Annotated in this window: 18 protein-coding genes and 1 riboswitch; of the genes, 14 read left to right on the top strand and 4 right to left on the bottom strand. The window is 55.6% G+C overall.

Going from position 1 to position 18,618, the window contains the following annotated elements; all coding sequences use genetic code 11:
- Positions 1–35: 35 nt before the first annotated feature.
- A complete protein-coding gene (locus OS190_RS01025; RefSeq protein WP_267156799.1) occupies positions 36–725 on the bottom strand; it encodes a GntR family transcriptional regulator in 690 nt (229 codons plus the stop codon).
- A gap of 146 nt (positions 726–871) precedes the next feature.
- Here OS190_RS01025 and OS190_RS01020 point away from each other — a divergent pair, with 146 nt between their 5' ends.
- The 7 genes from OS190_RS01020 (at position 872) to OS190_RS00990 (ending at position 10,717) form a co-directional block, all read left to right on the top strand.
- Positions 872–1,957 carry a polyamine ABC transporter substrate-binding protein gene (locus tag OS190_RS01020; protein ID WP_267156798.1) on the top strand — a complete coding sequence of 362 codons (1,086 nt, stop codon included), beginning with the start codon at positions 872–874 and terminating at the stop codon, positions 1,955–1,957.
- Positions 1,958–2,029: 72 nt separating this feature from the next.
- Positions 2,030–3,157 carry an ABC transporter ATP-binding protein gene (locus tag OS190_RS01015; protein WP_267156797.1) on the top strand — a complete coding sequence of 376 codons (1,128 nt, stop codon included), beginning with the start codon at positions 2,030–2,032 and terminating at the stop codon, positions 3,155–3,157.
- Between the two features lie 89 nt (positions 3,158–3,246).
- The gene (locus OS190_RS01010; RefSeq protein ID WP_267156796.1) at positions 3,247–4,125 is read left to right on the top strand and encodes an ABC transporter permease subunit; all 879 of its coding nucleotides are present in this window, start codon (positions 3,247–3,249) and stop codon (positions 4,123–4,125) included.
- On the top strand, positions 4,122–4,943 hold the full coding sequence (locus tag OS190_RS01005) for an ABC transporter permease (protein WP_267156795.1): 822 nt from the start codon (positions 4,122–4,124) through the stop codon (positions 4,941–4,943). The genes OS190_RS01010 and OS190_RS01005 overlap by 4 nt, the downstream gene beginning before the upstream one ends.
- Positions 4,943–6,271 (top strand): NAD(P)/FAD-dependent oxidoreductase, encoded by a 1,329-nt coding sequence (locus OS190_RS01000; protein ID WP_267156794.1) that lies wholly within the window; start codon positions 4,943–4,945, stop codon positions 6,269–6,271. The genes OS190_RS01005 and OS190_RS01000 overlap by 1 nt, the downstream gene beginning before the upstream one ends.
- A 145-nt stretch (positions 6,272–6,416) precedes the next feature.
- A complete protein-coding gene (locus OS190_RS00995) occupies positions 6,417–9,425 on the top strand; it encodes an aminotransferase class III-fold pyridoxal phosphate-dependent enzyme (RefSeq protein WP_416237364.1) in 3,009 nt (1,002 codons plus the stop codon).
- 68 nt (positions 9,426–9,493) lie between these two features.
- Positions 9,494–10,717 (top strand): MFS transporter, encoded by a 1,224-nt coding sequence (locus OS190_RS00990; protein WP_267157325.1) that lies wholly within the window; start codon positions 9,494–9,496, stop codon positions 10,715–10,717.
- Here OS190_RS00990 and trhO read toward each other — a convergent pair.
- Entirely contained in the window at positions 10,683–11,576 is an 894-nt protein-coding gene (trhO, locus tag OS190_RS00985; protein WP_267156792.1) for an oxygen-dependent tRNA uridine(34) hydroxylase TrhO, read from the bottom strand. The two genes, OS190_RS00990 and trhO, sit on opposite strands and share 35 nt — an antisense overlap.
- 89 nt (positions 11,577–11,665) lie before the next feature.
- Between trhO and pncA the strand changes: the two genes are divergently transcribed.
- Positions 11,666–12,259: a bifunctional nicotinamidase/pyrazinamidase gene (pncA, locus tag OS190_RS00980; RefSeq protein ID WP_267156791.1), complete on the top strand. Its 594-nt coding sequence runs from the start codon at positions 11,666–11,668 to the stop codon at positions 12,257–12,259.
- Between the two features lie 15 nt (positions 12,260–12,274).
- Here pncA and OS190_RS00975 read toward each other — a convergent pair whose 3' ends face one another.
- A complete protein-coding gene (locus OS190_RS00975; RefSeq protein ID WP_267156790.1) occupies positions 12,275–12,919 on the bottom strand; it encodes an NYN domain-containing protein in 645 nt (214 codons plus the stop codon).
- 131 nt (positions 12,920–13,050) lie between these two features.
- On the opposite strand from OS190_RS00975, the gene OS190_RS00970 reads away from it, so the two are divergent.
- Complete coding sequence (locus OS190_RS00970) at positions 13,051–14,343, top strand: nicotinate phosphoribosyltransferase (protein WP_267156789.1); 1,293 nt, start codon at positions 13,051–13,053, stop codon at positions 14,341–14,343.
- Here OS190_RS00970 and OS190_RS00965 read toward each other — a convergent pair.
- Positions 14,316–15,227, bottom strand: a complete 912-nt coding sequence (locus tag OS190_RS00965) for a DMT family transporter (RefSeq protein ID WP_267156788.1) — start codon at positions 15,225–15,227, stop codon at positions 14,316–14,318. The two genes, OS190_RS00970 and OS190_RS00965, sit on opposite strands and share 28 nt — an antisense overlap.
- A 148-nt stretch (positions 15,228–15,375) precedes the next feature.
- Positions 15,376–15,589, top strand: a riboswitch (cobalamin riboswitch).
- Positions 15,590–15,622: 33 nt separating this feature from the next.
- Here OS190_RS00965 and OS190_RS00960 point away from each other — a divergent pair.
- The 5 genes from OS190_RS00960 (at position 15,623) to cobW (ending at position 18,617) form a co-directional block, all read left to right on the top strand.
- A complete protein-coding gene (locus OS190_RS00960; protein WP_267156787.1) occupies positions 15,623–15,787 on the top strand; it encodes a CbtB domain-containing protein in 165 nt (54 codons plus the stop codon).
- Positions 15,788–15,999: 212 nt separating this feature from the next.
- Positions 16,000–16,698, top strand: a complete 699-nt coding sequence (locus tag OS190_RS00955) for a CbtA family protein (protein ID WP_267156786.1) — start codon at positions 16,000–16,002, stop codon at positions 16,696–16,698.
- A gap of 8 nt (positions 16,699–16,706) precedes the next feature.
- Complete coding sequence (locus OS190_RS00950; protein WP_267156785.1) at positions 16,707–17,201, top strand: hypothetical protein; 495 nt, start codon at positions 16,707–16,709, stop codon at positions 17,199–17,201.
- Positions 17,202–17,211: 10 nt separating this feature from the next.
- Positions 17,212–17,586, top strand: a complete 375-nt coding sequence (locus tag OS190_RS00945) for a DUF1636 domain-containing protein (protein WP_267156784.1) — start codon at positions 17,212–17,214, stop codon at positions 17,584–17,586.
- Positions 17,583–18,617, top strand: a complete 1,035-nt coding sequence (gene cobW / locus OS190_RS00940) for a cobalamin biosynthesis protein CobW (protein WP_267156783.1) — start codon at positions 17,583–17,585, stop codon at positions 18,615–18,617. The genes OS190_RS00945 and cobW overlap by 4 nt, the downstream gene beginning before the upstream one ends.
- The last annotated feature ends 1 nt before the right edge of the window (position 18,618 follow it).

The following is an 18,618-nucleotide window of genomic DNA, read 5'->3' as shown; positions in this document are numbered from 1 at the left end:
TCAAATTATGCAAAGTCAATCAGACTACGAAATTCTTAGGCACCTTCCAGCGCCGATTTGATCTGTTCAACCCCCTGCGCCACGTCTTCGGCCATGGCCAGAGCCGCGGCTTTTGCGTCGTTTAGATGGAAGGCCGAAATCAATTCTTTGTGTTTATCGGGCAGGTTATTGGTCCCGAAACGGCCACAGACCACTCGCAACGACGGGCCAAACAACAACCAAAGCCGGTCCACCGTGGCCGCCAGCATGGGGGCACCTGCGGCTTCGTAAATCATGGTATGGAAACGGTAGTTGTGGGTCAAATATCCGCCAACGTCCCCCTGGGCGATGGATTTGTTCAGATCCTCATCACATGCGGTGATATTCTTGAGCAACTGGGGTGTCAGCCGCAAGGTGGCTCGGCGCGTCAATTCAGGCTCCAGCGTTCTGCGCATAAACGCCAGTTCATCAACGCAACTGCTTGTTAATACAGGCACACTGACACGCCGATTTCCCTGGTGGGTCAGGGCACCTTCGGCAATCAAACGGCGCAGCGCCTCGCGTACAGGTGTCATGCCCGCCCCCAGCAGTTCCACCAGCCCCTGAATTGTCACCGCTTGGCCCGGGGCCAGATCGCCAAAAAGAATCATCACACGCAATTGTTCATATACGGCCTGATGGGCCGGCATTTTTCCGGCATCCGAGGTAACAAACGGGTTGGTGGGCGTGATGACATCCATATTCATACTAAGTAGCCTGCAATCAAGGGGTAGGATCGGCGTCGCGCCACCCTATTCTTCACAAAAGCATAAAGTATCTTGCCGCAAGAGGCAAAACTTGATCAAATTCAAACAATGCTGGGATCAACCGGCGAATTTAAGGGAGTTACCATATGAAATATTCTATCCTAGGCAGCGTTGCTGTGGCTGCAATGCTGGGCGGTGCCGCATCCGCCGAAGAGGTCCGCGTCTATAACTGGTCCGACTATATTGACGAAAGCCTGCTGGAAAAATTCGAGACAGAAACCGGCATTGACCTGATCTATGATGTCTTTGACAGTAACGAAGTACTTGAGACCAAGCTGCTTGCCGGTGGTTCCGGATATGACGTAGTGGTGCCATCTGGCACATTCCTGCAGCGCCAGATCACCGCAGGCGCATTTCAGAAGCTGGATACATCCAAACTGCCCAACATGGAAAACTTGTGGGGGACGATTTCCGAACGTTTGAAAAAATATGACCCCAAAGCAGCATATGCGATCAACTATATGTGGGGTACGACCGGCATCGGTGTGAACATCGGCAAGGTAAAAGAGGCGCTGGGCGAAGATGCCCCGGTTGATTCGCTGGCACTGATCCTTGATCCGGCCAACATGGAAAAACTGCAGGAATGTGGCGTACATTTCCTTGATGCCCCGGTTGAAATCATTCCTGCGACACTGGCTTATCTCGGCGAAGACCCGGACAGCCAGGATACTGATGTGATCGCCAAAACAGAGCCGGTGCTGACAGCCGTCGCACCCTTTGTTCAAAAATTCCACAGTTCAGAATATATCAACGCATTGGCAAACGGCGACATCTGTGTGGCCTTTGGCTGGTCAGGGGACATCCTGCAGGCCCGTGACCGCGCGGCAGAGGCTGAGAACGGTGTCGAAATCGAATATTATGCACCGAAAGAAGGCGCACTGATGTGGTTCGACAACATGGCGATTCCGGTTGACGCGCCAAACCCCGATGGTGCCCATAAGTTTTTGAACTTCATCATGGATGCTCAGAACATGGCGGCAGCATCGAACTATGTCTACTATGCCAATGGTAACGAGGCCTCCCAGGAGTTTCTTGCAGAAGACGTGATCGGTGATACTGCGATCTATCCTGATGCCGCAACTCTGGAAAACCTCTATACTACTTCACCTTACAGCCCCAAGGTGCAGCGGTTCGTGACGCGTATGTGGACCAAGATCAAGTCCGGCACCTGACCACATCAGGGCGCGCTCTACCCAAGGCGCGCCCTACCCCCACTGTTACCGCGTCAATACAAGGATTTCCGCGTGAGCCAAACCGTCTTTGCCCCATGGGAAGACCCGAACGAAAAGCCGTTGATCCGTTTTCGCAATGTCACCAAGAGATTCGGTGAATTTGTCGCGATCGATGATCTGACTCTCGACATCTATGCACAGGAATTCTTTGCCCTGCTCGGGCCATCCGGCTGCGGTAAAACGACAATGATGCGGATGCTGGCAGGATTTGAAACGGTTACGGAAGGCGTGATCGAACTTGCGGGTCAGGACATCGGCCAGGTGCCGCCGAACGAGCGCGCCGTGAACATGATGTTCCAGTCCTACGCCCTGTTTCCACATCTGAGCGTCTGGGAGAATATTGCTTTTGGCTTGAAACGCGACAAGAAAGCCAAGCCCGAGATCGACGCGCGGGTTGAGGAAATGCTCAAGCTTGTTCGGCTGGAAAAATTCGCCCAGCGCAAACCGCATCAGATTTCAGGCGGCCAACGCCAGCGTGTCGCCCTGGCGCGGTCCCTGGCCAAGGCACCGAAACTTCTCCTGCTGGATGAACCGCTGGGCGCATTGGACAAGAAGCTGCGCCAGGACACCCAATTTGAATTGATGGACATTCAGGAAACAACCGGAACCACTTTTGTTATCGTGACCCATGACCAGGAAGAAGCAATGACAGTCGCAAGCCGGGTCGCCGTGATGGACGAAGGTCGGGTCATTCAGGTGGCGACACCTGCGTCGATCTATGAATATCCTAACTCTGTCTATGTGGCTGACTTCATTGGTGATGTTAACATCATCGAAGGGCATGCATCCGCTTCTGGAACCGAGAAATACAAGCTGAACTGGGTGGACAGCCAGGCCCCCATCATTGCCACCTCGCAGACCAGCTTTGCCGAAGGGCAAAAGGCCCATCTTGCCATCCGCCCCGAAAAAATCCGTATCTCCAGTGAAAAGCCAGAAGATGCGGAAAACGCAATGCAGGGCAAGGTTCTGGACATTGCCTATCTAGGGAACCTGTCCACCTACCATGTCGAACTGCCCGGCGGTCAGGTGATCAAGGCACAGACCGCCAATACACGCCGCATTGCGCGGCGTGACATCACTTGGGAAGATCCGGTGTGGATTTCATGGAATGCAACTGCTGGCGTGATGTTGGAACAATGAAACAGACACCTTCTTCTTTCTTTTTGGCCCTAAATACCGCGGGGTCCGGGGCTGGCCCCGGTTCCACAGATACAACAGGCGGAACCTGAATGACGCGTCGTACGCTACTCATCGCAGCGCCCTACCTCTGGCTGCTGGTATTGTTTTTTGCCCCGTTCCTGATTGTTCTGAAAATATCCCTTTCAGATGCTGCTCTCGCCATTCCGCCTTATACACCGACGATCAAGGACGGGGTCGGTGCCATGTTTGCCGAACTGGACTTCGAGAATTTCGTCTTTCTTACCGAGGATGATCTTTACTGGAAGGCATACTTCAGTTCCTTTCGCATTGCGCTGGTCTCTACCTTCCTGACGCTATTGGTCGGCTATCCTATTGCATATGGCATGGCCAAGGCCCCCGATGAATGGCGTGCGACCTTGATGATGCTGGTGATCCTGCCGTTCTGGACCTCCTTCCTGATCCGGGTCTATGCCTGGATGGGCATTCTCAGCAATGAAGGTCTGCTTAACCAGTTGCTGTTCTGGCTGGGCCTTATCAATGAACCCTTGGTGATCCTCAACACCAACCTCGCGGTTTATATCGGCATTGTTTACACCTACCTTCCTTTCATGATCCTGCCGATTTACGCGGCGCTTGACCGGTTGGATCCTTCTCTGGATGAGGCGGCGCAGGATCTCGGATGTACGCGCACACAGGCGTTTTGGCTGGTCACGATCCCGCTCTCTAAAAACGGCATCGTCGCGGGTTCGTTCCTTGTCTTTATTCCCGCATTGGGTGAATTCGTGATCCCCTCCCTGCTGGGTGGATCAGGCACGCTGATGATCGGCAAGGTGCTTTGGGAAGAGTTCTTTAACAACCGCGACTGGCCTGTCGCCTCGGCCGTGGCAGTGATCCTTTTGTTGTTGCTGATCATTCCCATCGTATTGTTCCAACGCAACCAGCAAAAACAGCAGGAGGCAGAACAATGAAACGTTTGTCTTGGTTCAACGTGACCTCGCTGACGCTGGGGTTTGCCTTCCTTTATCTGCCGATGCTGGTGCTCATTTTCTACAGCTTCAATTCATCAAAACTGGTCACGGTCTGGGCTGGATTTTCGACAAAATGGTACGGCACATTGTTCCAGAACGAAGCCTTTCTGGACGCGGCCTGGATTACGCTCAAGGTCGCAGTGCTGTCCTCCTGTTTCGCCACAGTCCTGGGCACAATGGCCGCTTATGTCCTGGTACGTGGCGGCCGATTTATGGGGCGCACATTATTTTCAGGCATGATCTATGCTCCGCTGGTCATGCCCGAAGTCATCACCGGTCTGTCGCTGTTGTTGCTGTTCATCAGCATTGGTCTGGATCGTGGCGTGCTAACCATCGTGCTTGCCCATACGACGTTTTCAATGTGCTATGTATCGGTTGTGGTGTCTTCCCGCCTCATGACCTTTGACCGTTCACTGGAAGAAGCGGCGCTCGATCTTGGCTCTACCCCGTGGGAGGCATTCCGCCTTGTCACATTGCCCATCATCGCGCCCGCGGTGATCTCTGGCTGGCTTCTGGCCTTCACGCTCAGTCTGGACGATCTCGTCATCGCATCCTTTACTGCCGGCCCCGCTGCGACAACCTTGCCGATCAAGATTTTTTCAGCGGTCCGGCTGGGAGTTTCGCCCGAGATAAATGCCCTGTCTACAATCATGATCCTGATCGTGACGGTCGGTGTCGTAACGGCGTCGCTGGTCACCAAACGCAATGCGGTGCGCGCCCAACAGGAAGCACAGGCCGCTGAACGTGCGACCAACTGATGCGCCATATCTATCCCGACTATGCCTATTCTGATGCGCCCCGTGCGCAATGCTGGTGGGATCAGACCTGTCCCATTCCCGATCGTGACAAACTGACCGAGGATGCCACCTGTGATGTCGCGATTGTGGGTGGGGGGTTCACCGGCATTTCCACCGCGCTGCATCTGGCCGAGGCGGGCTTGTCCGTCATGGTCCTGGAAAACCGCTATGTCGGTTGGGGTGCCTCGGGGCGCAATGGTGGCTTTTGCTGCCTGGGCGGCGGCATGCTGGACAATGCGGCTCTGGAAAAATCCTTCGGCAGACAAGGCCGGGACGACTGGCGGCAGACCGAACTGGCAGCAATTCGCCTGGTCGAAGCGCTGATTGACCGTTTCGGTATAGAGGTAGATCGGCATTCAGACGGAGAAACCAAATTGGCCCACCGGGCCCGCGATTTCGAGGAACTGCGAGACGAAGTCGATTATTATGCGGACAGTTATGGTCTCGTCGCGAGGCTCACGACCAGGGCGGATCTTGCCGCCGAAGGCATGAAGGCCGGTTTTGAAGGGGCGGTGACGGTCCCGATTGGTTTTGGATTGAACCCGCGCAAATATATCACCGGTCTGGCCACTGCTGCGGAAACAGCGGGTGCGAGGATTTTCCATGAGACACCAGTCACAAGCATTGCCCGGAACAGGGAGACCTTTGCGCTGAAAACACCGCAAGGGACGGTGCGTGCAAGCAAGGTCGTCATTGCAACCAACGGATATTCCAGCGAAGATTTGCCTGACTGGCTTTCGGGGCGCTACATGCCTACACAATCCAGTGTCATTGTCACCCGTCCGATGTCGTCGTCGGAGCTGGACCAGCAAGGGTGGAACAGCATGCAGGCCTCTTATGACACACGGCATCTATTACATTACTTCCGCTTGATGCCTGACAAACGCATGTTGTTCGGGGTTCGTGGAGGTTTGATGGCCTCTCCGGGATCAGAGGCGCGCGCAATCAGACGCGCGCGGGCGGATTTCGAAGCGATGTTTCCGGCCTGGCAGCATGTCGAAACGCCAAATGCCTGGTCTGGCATGGTTTGCATCGCCCGCAATCGCATGCCATTTGTCGCAGAGATACCCGATACACCGGATATGTTCGCCAGCCTGTGTTACCATGGAAACGGGGTCGCGATGGCAAGTTATTGCGGTGCCTTGCTGGCTGATCTGGTCCAGGAAAAGACACCAGAAAGAATTTACCCTCAGGCCGTCCAGCGGCCTTTGGCGAAATTCGAACTTGGCCGCTGGCGCCGCGCCTTGATGCCCATCGCCTATGCCGGGTTTGCGTTAAAGGATCGTTAGGCTCTGCCTTGAAGGGCATCCGATCTATCCGGAGGGTTTCGGTTTGATCCCCGAATGGGGGCTCGTTTCTTGACAGCGCAGAACAGCGGCCTCATCACAAAGGGATGGAATGAAAACGGGCCGGTGAATGTGAATCATGACTAAAATGGAAAATAGGCTTCAGCACTGGCAAACTGTTCTCAAGGAAAAATGGGGAATCTTCGCAAATCTCACCCAATTGGATGGCGAATATGATCTGAATTTCCTCGCGAAAGCGCATGATGGAAAGGGCTATGTTCTAAAGGTCATGCGCGCGGAATGTGAATCCTGGCTGGTCGATATACAGGTCAAGGCATTTGAGCATATTACTGCAAGGCAGCCGCATTTACCCTGTCCTGTCATCATTCGCACCTCCAACAAAGACGCCCTGCTGACAGTAGATGATGAGAACGGCGTGCAACGCCTTGTCTGGTTGTTGGGTCAACTGCCAGGCCGGTGTTATGCCTATACCGCACCCAAAAGTGATGCCCTCATTCACGAGATCGGTCAGGTATTGGGCGGCACCGCTCTCGCCTTGGCTGATTTCCAGCATGACAGGCTTGATCGTGAATTCAAATGGGATCTGATGCGCGCAGATTGGATCCGCGACAATACGGACTGCATAGCCGATCCCGTGCGACGTCAGATTATCGAAGACATCCATGCGCAGTTTGCCAATTTGAAACCGGAATTGGCGGCCCTGCCGAAACAGGCAATCCACAATGACGCCAACGACTATAACATTCTGGTCACCGGAGTGTTGGGCGCGCCGCGCCGCGTGTCTGGCCTGATCGACCTTGGCGATATTTGTGCGGCACCGAGAATTTGTGATCTGGCAATTGCAGCAGCCTATATTGTGCTGGATCATGCCAACCCCGAAGCGGCCCTTTCCGCGCTGGTCGCGGGCTATCACGACGCCAACCCGCTTGTGGCCGCTGAAATCGATATGCTCTGGCCGCTGCTTCGCACCCGCCTCGCGGTGAGTGTGGTGAATTCCACATTGATGGCAATCGAAAATCCCGATGATCCCTATGTAACCATTTCACAGGCCCCCGCCTGGCGGTTCCTGGAAGGGGATCGGGTTCACGGTGGTTTATTGTCGGCGCGCCTGCGTGCCGCCTGCGGCCTGCCGGTGGTCGAAAGGGCTGACCGTGTTCGGGCCTGGCTTGAACAGGAGCGCGGAAATTTTGCACCTCTGATGGGCAGCGATATCTCTGATGCCCCTTTAGGGTCGCTTTCTGTCGAAGAATCAACCTGGCCGCAAAACCCTTTCCACATGCCCCTGGAAGAAGCCGCGAAAGTGGGCGAGGAATTCGAAGATCAGGGCAGCATCTGGCTGGGCTACTATCACGAACCCCGGCTGATCTATGCCGAACCCGCCTTTCGCAAAGGCCCCTGGAAAGCCAGCGACAGGCGCACGGTGCATCTGGCGGTTGATGTGTTCACGACTGCTGGAACACCCATGTATGCGCCATTGCGCGGCGAAGTTTTTATTGCGGAATACCGTGCAGGTCACCTGGACTATGGCGGGGTGATCATCCTGCGTCATCAGACGCCAGAGGGTGATCCGTTTTTTACGCTGTATGGCCATCTCGATCCCGAGTTTCTGGAACGCCTTGAAGTGGGCCAAGTGATCGACAAAGGTGAAGAGTTCTGCCGCCTTGGTGATCCGTCAATGAACGGTGGTTGGTCACCGCATGTACATTTCCAACTTGCGCTTACCACTGAGGGGATCGAAGCGGATTGGCCCGGTGTCGGAGACCCGGACGAGATGTACCTGTGGCGAGCGATATGTCCCAACCCTGCGGCATTGTTGAATCTGCCTGATGAAAAGGTACGCTTTTTCCCCACGGAAAAATCACGTATCAGGGAGGGACGCGAAGCACATTTCGGCGGCAACCTCAGCCTGACCTATGATGATCCCGTGATGCTGGTACGAGGCTGGAAACATCATCTGTTCGATGAATGGGGACGTCCATATCTGGATGCTTACAATAACGTGCCGCATGTAGGGCACGCTCATCCCCGTATCCAAAAGGTGGCAGCGGATCAGCTCAGGCGGATCAATTCCAACACCCGTTATTTGCATCCTGCGCAAACCGCCTTTGCGGATAAGGTTCTGGCGAAAATGCCAGACCACTTGCAGGTCTGTTATTTTGTGAACTCAGGGTCAGAAGCCAACGAACTTGCCCTGCGCCTCGCTCGCGCCCACACGGGGGCCAAAGGAATGATCACGCCTGATCACGGCTACCACGGCAACACGACTGGTGCGGTCGATATTTCTGCCTATAAATTCAACAAACCGGGTGGGGTAGGGCAATCAGATTGGGTTGAATTGGTAGAAATCGCTGATGACTACCGCGGGTCATTCGGCCGCGACGATCCTCATCGTGCACAGAAATTTGCCGATCTGGTCGACCCTGCCATTGCGGCGCTGAACCGCAAGGGGCATGGCGTTGCAGGTTTCATCGCCGAGACATTCCCCTCTGTTGGCGGACAAATCATCCCACCCAAAGGCTATCTGGCGGCGGTTTATCAAAAAGTCCGTGCGGCGGGCGGCATCTGTATCGCCGACGAAGTGCAAACAGGTCTGGGCCGTTTGGGGACCCACTATTTCGGTTTTGAGGGCCAGGAAGTATCGCCCGACATCGTTGTACTGGGCAAACCTATCGGTAATGGGCATCCATTGGGTGTGTTGGTCACAACGAAAGAGGTCGCTCAAAGTTTTGACAATGGAATCGAGTTTTTCTCGACCTTTGGGGGTTCGACATTGTCGTGCCGCATCGGAGGCGAAGTCCTGGATATTGTGGATGACGAAGCTTTGCAGGAAAATGCGCGCGTTGTTGGCGAACAACTCATGACCGGTCTGAAATCGCTTGAGGTGAAATACGATTGTGTCGGCGATGTGCGGGGTATGGGATTGTTCCTTGGACTGGAATTGATCAAACCCGATGGTGCCGAGGCGACCGAGATTTGTGCCTATGTCAAAAACCGGATGCGTGATCATCGCATCCTGATCGGAAGCGAGGGACCGAAAGACAATATTCTCAAGATCCGTCCCCCCCTCACCATCGAGGCTGAAGACGCTGAGATGATCATTACCACCCTGGATCAAATTCTTGGAGAACTCGTCTGATCTTGCCGTTCCTGCTTGCACCCTATCAACGATATGCGCTTGATGCGGGGGTACGGAGGGGCCGCGTGATGGAATTGACAGAAACCGACAGCCGGTATTCCTGGTTCAGGCTGGTTGTGACAATGCTGGTGGCGGTTATTGCCAACGCTGGTATGTGGGCGATCATTGTGATCATGCCCGCCGTCGAAGCCGAGTTCGGGTCAAGCCGCGCCAATGCCGCACTGCCCTATACACTGAACATGATCGGTTTCGCGCTGGGCAATTTCGCGATCGGCCGCGCGCTTGACCGTTTTGGCGTCACAATGTCGCTGATCCTCGCTACTTTATGCATTGTCGCAGGGTTGATCCTTGCGATCCTGTCCCAATCAATTGCCATGCTTTCCTTGGCACAATTGATTGTCGGCTTTGCCTCAGCCGTCGGCTTTGGGCCCCTCATTGCCGACATCTCGCACTGGTTTGTCCGCCGCCGCGGTATCGCGGTTGCCTTGGTGGCCAGCGGTAATTACCTGTCAGGGGCAATTTGGCCGATGGTGCTTGCCGGTGTCCTTGCGGACAACGGTTGGCGTGCGGTCTATGTGGTGATGGCAGTGGTGACCTTCGCGGGTGTTATCCCGCTGGCCCTGTTGCTGCGCCGCCAGACAACGCTGGCGACCCGCGATGCAGCACATCTTGCCTCGACCCTCAATGCGCAATCCTCGGGGTTAAGCCCGCGCACGCTTGCCTATCTGCTTGGCTTTGCGGGGATCGCCTGTTGTGTGGCCATGTCGATGCCACAGGTGCACATCGTTTCCCTTTGCGTCGATTTGGGGTTCGGTCCCGCGGTCGGAGCCGAAATGCTTGCCTTGATGTTGTTGGGGGGTGTCGGCTCGCGTATCGTTTCGGGCTTGCTGGCGGATCGTCTGGGCGGCGTGCGCACCTTGCTGATTGGATCAACCCTGCAATGCCTTGCTCTGTTTCTGTATCTCCCTGCCGGCGGTCTTGTCTCTCTCTATGTCGTCAGCCTGGTCTTTGGGCTGTCACAGGGTGGCATCGTGCCCAGTTACGCCTTGATCGTGCGTGAATACATGCCTGCGCATGAGGCGGGCCAACGGGTTGGTTTTGTGCTGATGGCAACAATTCTGGGAATGGCGCTGGGAGGTTGGATGTCTGGGCAGATCTATGATTGGACGGGATCCTATCAATGGGCCTTTGTGAACGGCATCGTCTGGAACGGTTTCAACATCGCAATCATGTTGTGGTTGCTCATGCGTAGCAAACCTAGGGCCTTGAACCGCGCGCCTCTGCCAGCCTGATCTGTTTTTGCCGCTCGCGAAATCTGTCCTTGTCCCAATCGGTTGTCTGGTCGAAACACTTGTGACAGCTCACACCCTGCTCAAACTCGGGACGCTGCATGTCAACGGGCAGGATCGGTTGGCGGCAGCCGTGACACAACACATGCGCGCCCTCGCGCAGCCCGTGTCCAACACTGACGCGTGCATCAAAGACAAAACAATCACCCTCCCAGGTGCTTTGTTCTTCCGGCACTTCCTCAAGATATTTCAGGATGCCGCCCTTCAGGTGAAACACATCCTCAACACCCTGGCCCAACAGGTAATTGGTTGATTTCTCACAGCGGATGCCGCCTGTGCAAAACATCGCGACGCGCTTGTTGTGAAATCGCTCCTTGTTTTGTTCCCACCAGGCCGGGAATTCGCCAAAACTCTTGGTTTTTGGATCAACCGCGCCCTGAAAAGTACCAATCTCGACCTCATAATCATTGCGGGTGTCGATCACGACAACGTCAGGGCTTTGGATCAATGCGTTCCAGTCCTGCGGCGCGACGTAGTTGCCAACCTTGCTTACCGGATCAACATCCGGTTGCCCCATTGTCACGATCTCGCGCTTGATCCGTACTTTCATGCGGTGAAACGGTGGGGTCTTGGATGTCGCTTCTTTCCACTCCAATGCGGAACACCCTGGCAAGCTGCGCAGATGAGCAATCACGGTATCAATCCCCGAACGCGGCCCCGCGATCGTGCCATTCACCCCTTCGCCTGCCAGCAACAAGGTGCCTTTGACATTCTGTGCTATGCAGGTTTCCAGCAACGCGGGCTTAAGCGAGGCGGGATCGTCAAAGTGGGTGAAATGATAAAGTGCGGCAATTGTATACATGGGGGCTGAAATAGGCCCCTTGGGGGCTGTTTTGCAAGAGGGGGCTGGGCTAAAACCGATCCAGAACAGCAACCAAAAAGGGAAATCCCATGCAGGCGCTAATTGTGATCGATCTCCAGAACGACTTTTGCCCGGGTGGTGCCTTGGCCGTTGCAGGTGGCAACACCATTGTTCAGGGCATCAATGCGCTGATGAACGATTTTGAGGCCGTTGTCCTGACCCAGGACTGGCATCCGGCGGGCCATTCGTCCTTTGCCTCGTCGCATGAGGGCAAGGCCCCGATGGATTTGATCGACATGCCCTATGGTCCACAGGTTCTGTGGCCTGATCATTGTATCCAGGGGAGCATGGGGGCAAAGTTCCACACGGAGTTGCATCAGGACCGCGCTGATCTGATCATCCGAAAAGGGTACAATCCCGCCATCGACAGCTATTCCGCGTTTTTTGAGAATGATCATGAAACACCTACTGGTCTCGAGGGTTACCTGCGCACACGCGGTATCACCGGCGTGACGATGGTTGGCCTCGCGCTTGATTTTTGCGTGCATTATTCAGCGGTGGATGCTGCAAAGCTCGGTTTTAACGTGACCGTGCATCGTGATCTGTGCCGCGCTATCGACATGGGTGGCTCGCTCACCGCGGCAACAGATGAGTTGCAAGGGGCCGGGGTCCGGTTGGTCTGAGCTTCTCACCAGGGGTCAAATCCCATGCAGGATCGGCTTTCCTCCAGCGATACCGCCCTTGATCAGTTTCAGCCCCTTGGCCTGTTGTGCGCGATCTCCAAACCGGTCGTTCGAAACCACCGGCAGACTCTTTTCCCGTGCAAACTTTAGAATAAATGCATCCGCTTCGGTGCGTGCCGGGCAGACCATCACGCTGTCGCGCCTCAAGCCGAGGGCCTTGGAAAACCCTTTTTCATCCAGTGACGTGTCGCCAAGATGGTGCCTTGATGATGCATCCAGAAAGACAAAGGGCGTCAAACCTTTGGCCTTGATAAGGTCCACCACCGCGCGCAGGGTGCCCAGATCGGCTTCTCCGTCCCAATACATGACATTGGTTCCGTCAATGACGACCTGTGGTTCCTTTGTCTGTCGACGCGGTTTGCCCGCTGGCGGGGTTTTTGCGGGTAAGAACCACAAGCAGAGCAAAGCAGCGAGCAGCAAACCAGCGGCACCGCCCCAATAGATCAATGACTCTGGCGTAAACGGTACATAGCGTGACAAATAAAAGCCCAAACCCGCAGTTGCCGCGATGGTCAACCAGAGCAGATGTGACAAACAGGCGACATAACCGACAAAGGCCATAACGCAGACCACAGATGTCAGGATTTCTACAGGTGTCATGCGCTGCTCCCTTCTCGGAGCATCCAAAAGAGATTGGGTGAAATTGGCAACCGTGGCACGAAAACAGAAATCTTCCTTGCCCCTGCCATGTCGCATTTGCAACAAGGGTATGATTGCACAAGGAACACCTCATGGTCGATATCGCCTCCCGTGTCTGGAACCACAAATGGAAGATCGACCCGATTGTGCGGTCGCTCATCGATACTGACTTCTATAAACTGTTGATGTGTCAGTCGATCTTTCACAACAAACGCAATACAGAAGTTACCTTCAGCCTGATCAACCGGTCCAAGCATATTCCGCTGGCAAACCTGATTGACGAAGGCGAATTGCGCGAACAACTTGATCACGTGCGCTCCCTGTCGCTGTCGCGTGGCGAATCCACCTGGCTGCGCGGCAATACTTTTTACGGCAAGCGCCAGATGTTCCGATCCGATTTTATGGAATGGTTCGAAGGATTGCGTCTGCCGCCCTATCACCTTGAACGCAAGGGTGACCAATACGAACTGACTTTCGAGGGGAAATGGCACGAAGTCATGTTGTGGGAAATTCCGGCTCTGGCGATTCTGATGGAACTGCGAGGCCGGGCAGTGCTCGACACAATGGGAAGGTTCGAACTTCAGGTTCTTTATGCCCGTGGAATGACCCGGGTTTGGGAAAAGATAGAGACATTGCGCGAAATTCCTGATCTGTCGATTGCGGACTTCGGTACCCGGCGTCGGCATTCATACTTATGGCAGGATTGGTGCGTCCAGGCGATGAGTGGTGGTCTGGGTGAAGCCTTCACTGGCACCTCTAATTGCAAGATCGCCATGAGCCGCGAAGTCGAGGCGATAGGCACCAACGCCCATGAACTGCCAATGGTCTATGCCGCCCTGGCGCCCGACGATGCCGCGCTGGCCCAGGCACCTTATGATGTGCTGCAGGATTGGCACGACGAACATGAAGGCAACCTGCGCATCATTCTGCCGGATACTTATGGCACGAAAGGGTTTCTTGATAATGCGCCTGACTGGCTGGCGGGCTGGACAGGTATTCGCGTCGACAGCGGCGATCCTGCAACAGCCGCTAACATCGCCATCGACTGGTGGAAGTCGCGGGGCGAAGATCCTTCTGAAAAACGTGTCATCTTCAGCGACGGACTGGACGTCGACAAGATCAAGACCTTGCATGCCCAATTCTCGGACAAGGTCAAGGTCTCGTTCGGTTGGGGGACATTGCTTACAAACGACTTCCGCAATCTGGTACCGGATGATGCCCTCGCGCCGTTCTCCTTGGTGTGCAAGGCGGTCAAGGCCAACGGCGCGCCGACGGTCAAACTGTCTGACAACCCCAACAAGGCGATGGGCCCCGCCTCCGAGATTGCGCGCTACAAGCGGGTCTTTGGTGTCGGCGATCAGATTTCGGAAGAGGTAGTGGTGTGATCCAGTCGCAACCGGCGCTCCCGCCAGATGATCATCAATCCGCCGAATATGATCAACGCCGCCCCGGGAAACAGCTCTGACCAAGGGGCTTCATCGTAAAATACCCAACCCAGCACAAAGGCGATTGGAATACCAAAATAGCTGAAAGGAGCCAAATCGCTTTGATCGGCCATTCGATAGGATGTGATCAGCAACAAGACCGCTGTGCCGCCAAATGCCCCCATGCCTGCAATCGAAATGAGATCGCCAGGGGATCCTAATGGGGAAAACCCTCCCAACAGCGGGACCAGCACAAAAGCCCCGATAGCGGCAATTATCGATGAATAAAGGTTGATCAAGGCTGTCGGCACATCTGCGTCCATCATCCTGGCGCTCACCCCGACCAATGCATAGCAGAAAGCGGCAAACAGCGGCAGCAAGGCCGCGTTGGAAAAGGTATCGCGCCCCGGTCCGACAACCAGGACGACGCCGGCAAAACCAATCAGCACCGCGCACCACCGCATGAACCCCACTTTTTCGCCTAACAAGGGCACCGCAAGCGCAACAAGAAACAGGGCGTTTGCATAGGTGATGGTCGAGGCGGTCGCGAAACTCAACAGGCCCAGCGACATGTAGAACGACAGTTGCGCGCAGGTCAGGATCGCGCCGCGAAAAAGCGCCAGCCGCCATTGCCGCAACTTTAGAATCCTGCCCTTTCTGTGCCAGTCAGTAGAGCGCCACAAGACCAGTCCGGCAGGAACCAACCCGAAAATATTGCGGTAGGCAGACAGTTCCGCTGCGGAATAATCCGCGGACAGGTGTTTGATCAGCAATCCCATTGCGTCGAACAACACAATTGCGATCAACAGATACAGGATCGCAAGGGTGGTCTTGTTCAACGACATGCAGGGGCTCCGGCATTTTGGGGGATTCGCACGTTGCGGGCGCGATTTGGCACAACCCTACGCACAAAGCGCCGGCCAGTCGTCAGAGAACACGCGTTTTGGTGCTCTTTTTGGTCGCAAAACAATCTTGCCTTTGATGGGGCAAAATGCGAGAGGTAAGGTGCTTGGTGTCCCGATGCATGCAACTTTGTTCATGCGGGACCTAACAGGGAATTCAGTCAAGGCATCCGCCCCAAGCTGAAGCCGCCCCCGCGACTGTAAGCGGTGAGCCCAACCCGATATGCCACTTGTCACCTGACAGGGAAGGCGGGAAAAGGCCACGATCCGCGAGCCAGGAGACCTGCCAAGCAAACGTAACATGAAGGCCGTCGGGTGTGACGGCAAGGAGAGAAAACATGACGACAACAACGATGACACGCAGCGGTCTCCGCTTTTTGCCCGCAGTTTTTGCAGCGGTGCTGGGCCTGGCTGTAATTTCACTGACTGGCCACGTTCAGGCAGCCGCGCTGCATGATGCGGCCCATGATGTGCGTCACGCAACCGGGTTCCCCTGCCACTAAGTGTAGGCTGACCGCCCGCACGAATCCGACCGTGGCTGCCGCTGCGTGATTTCGATGGTTCTGAGGGCATGAACAGACAAACACTAGCTTTTCTCACAGTCTGTTTGGTCTGAGCGCGCTATCGGTATCCGGTCGCCTGCTTTTTGGCATGCGTCGTCTGATGTGCACATGCCGCCAAATCGCTGTTTACTCATATCTTTGGAGTTGTTTCCATGTACTCTCGCTTTCTTGTTTCCGCGATTTTCGCCGGGGCGGCCGCTGGGTTGATTGCAGGCCTGTTGCAATTGGTTTTTGTCCAGCCCGTACTGCTTCACGCCGAACTATATGAAACCGGTGCAATTGTTCATTTTGGTGCTGCGCCTGTTTCCGCGAATCCCGAATTGCCCGGTTTTGACGCCATGCGTGATGGTCTCAGCCTTGTCTTCACCATGTTGACCTACACCGGCTATGCACTGATCCTGATTGCCGCGATGGGCATTGCCGAAGAGCGCGGTGCCACCATTGACGGCCGTACCGGTATCATCTGGGGGGTGGCAGGGTTTGTGGCCTTCCATCTTGCACCCGGCATCACACTTGCCCCCGAAGTGCCCGGCGTTGCAGCGGCAGACGTGGCCGCACGTCAGGTCTGGTGGTTCGCCACCGTCGCGGCGGCGTTGGTCGGTCTATGGCTCATAGCATTCGGTCGCAACTGGATGGTCTGGAGTTTGGCCGTCATATTGTTGGCCGCACCGCATGTGATAGGGGCACCGGAACCTGATGCGTTTGCCGGTCCTGTCCCGACTGAAATCGGCGCTCTATTTGCTGCGCGCGCCTTTGGCGTTGGTCTTGCTGCCTGGGTCTTGCTTGGGTCATTTGCCGGATATTTCTGGTGTCGGGAAGGCCTGAACCAGAACTCAACCGCCCAGGCGTAGAGGGTGGTATGAAGCGCAGTCTTTCGTTGTTTGTAATCGGCCTGATTTTTGGCGGCGGCATCGGCTTTACCATTGCAGCCGGCAGCGGGGCCGCCTTTGAAGGCCATGATCATGCTGACCCCTCTCATCACGTGGCCGGGATGGATCACGGCGCGCATGGTGTGATGCATGACACGCCCCGCGATATTTCCGCTGACAACCCGCCCGAAGTGTCGATCGCGGTCGCACCGGACCCGATGGCAGGCCATAACCTGCATGTCATTACCCGGAATTTCGCATTTGCGCCCCAGAATGCCGGCGGCGCGCATGTGCCGGGTGAGGGACATGCCCATCTCTATGTAAACGGTGAAAAACTTGGGCGGCTTTATGGTGAATGGTATCATATTGATGCTCTTCCCAAAGGCAAAGTTGAAATCAAGGTTACACTGAACGCCAATGATCACAGCCCTCTGGCCGTGGCTGGCACCCTGATCTCGGCCAGCGAAATCCTGACTTTAGAATAAGGCGCATCTGATGACCGCAACTCTCTATGTATGCACCACCTGTCGCGCAGGCGAAGTCCTTGAGGACGACGCGCCGCGCCCGGGTGCCATGCTGCATGACGCATTGACCGCAGTTGGTGCCCCCGAAGGTGTCGAAATCGTCGGTGTGAAATGCCTGTCGGCTTGCAAGCAAGGTGCTGCCGTTGCCTTGTGTGAACCCGGCAAATGGACTTATGTCTATGGCCGTCTCACCAATGACGACGCGCCCGACATCCTCGCCGGTGCTGCCGCCTATGCGGCAACGCCGGATGGCCTTGTTCCCTGGCGCGAGCGTCCCCTGGTTTTCCGTAAACAAAGCCTCGCTCGCGTTCCCCCTTTCAATATGCCCGTGGAGGCCCTGACATGAACGACCTGTCCAAAATCCCAGTTACCGTTGTTACCGGCTTTCTGGGGTCCGGCAAAACGACACTGATCCGTCACCTGATGCAAAATGCGGGGGGCCGCAGGCTTGCCGTGCTGGTCAACGAATTTGGTACTGTCGGCGTTGATGGCGATATTCTCAAATCCTGTGCCATCCCGGATTGCCCCGCTGAAAACATCGTTGAACTGGCCAATGGATGTATCTGTTGCACGGTGGCGGATGATTTCATTCCAACCATCGAGGCATTGATGGCCTTGCCCACGAAACCCGATCACATCCTGATCGAAACCTCCGGCCTGGCCCTGCCCAAACCTTTGCTCAAGGCATTCGACTGGCCCGCGATCCGCTCCAAGATCACCGTCGACGGTGTTATCGCCCTGGCAGATGCCGAAGCTGTCGCAGCCGGACGCTTTGCCGCTGACGAACATGCGGTGGATCTGCAACGCAAGGCAGACGACAGCATCGATCACGAAACGCCCCTGTCCGAAGTCTTCGAAGACCAGATCAGTTGCGCTGACATTATCCTGATGTCCAAGGCCGATCTCGCCGGCGAAGCAGGTCTTGCCGCCGCCCGCAAGATCATCGAGGCTGAATCGCCACGGACCATCCCGATTTTGTCCATGAGCGAAGGTGTGATCGACCCAAATATCGTTCTCGGTCTGAATGCTGCAGCAGAAGACGACCTTGCCGCGCGCCCTTCTCATCACGATGGCCATGACGATCACGAACATGACGATTTTGAAACCATCGTTGTCCCGATGCCCGAAATCGACAACATTGATGCACTGGTTGCGGCCATTGAAAAGCTGGCCAACGAACAGCACATTTTGCGTGTCAAAGGTTATGTTGCCGTGTCGGGCAAACCCATGCGCCTGTTGGTTCAGGCCGTGGGTGCCCGCGTACGCCAGCAGTTCGACCGCCCGTGGGGTGCGGAATCTCGGCAGGGTCACCTGGTAGTCATCGCGGAACACGATCACATCGATACGGCCGCCATCCGTGCCACACTCGGCGCCTAGA

Origin of the sequence: Sulfitobacter sp. F26204 (genome assembly GCF_026410305.1) — a bacterium.
Classification (GTDB): Bacteria; Pseudomonadota; Alphaproteobacteria; order Rhodobacterales; family Rhodobacteraceae; genus Sulfitobacter.
The sequence above is the reverse complement of the archived record's forward strand: the minus strand, read 5'-3'. Positions and strand labels throughout refer to the sequence as shown.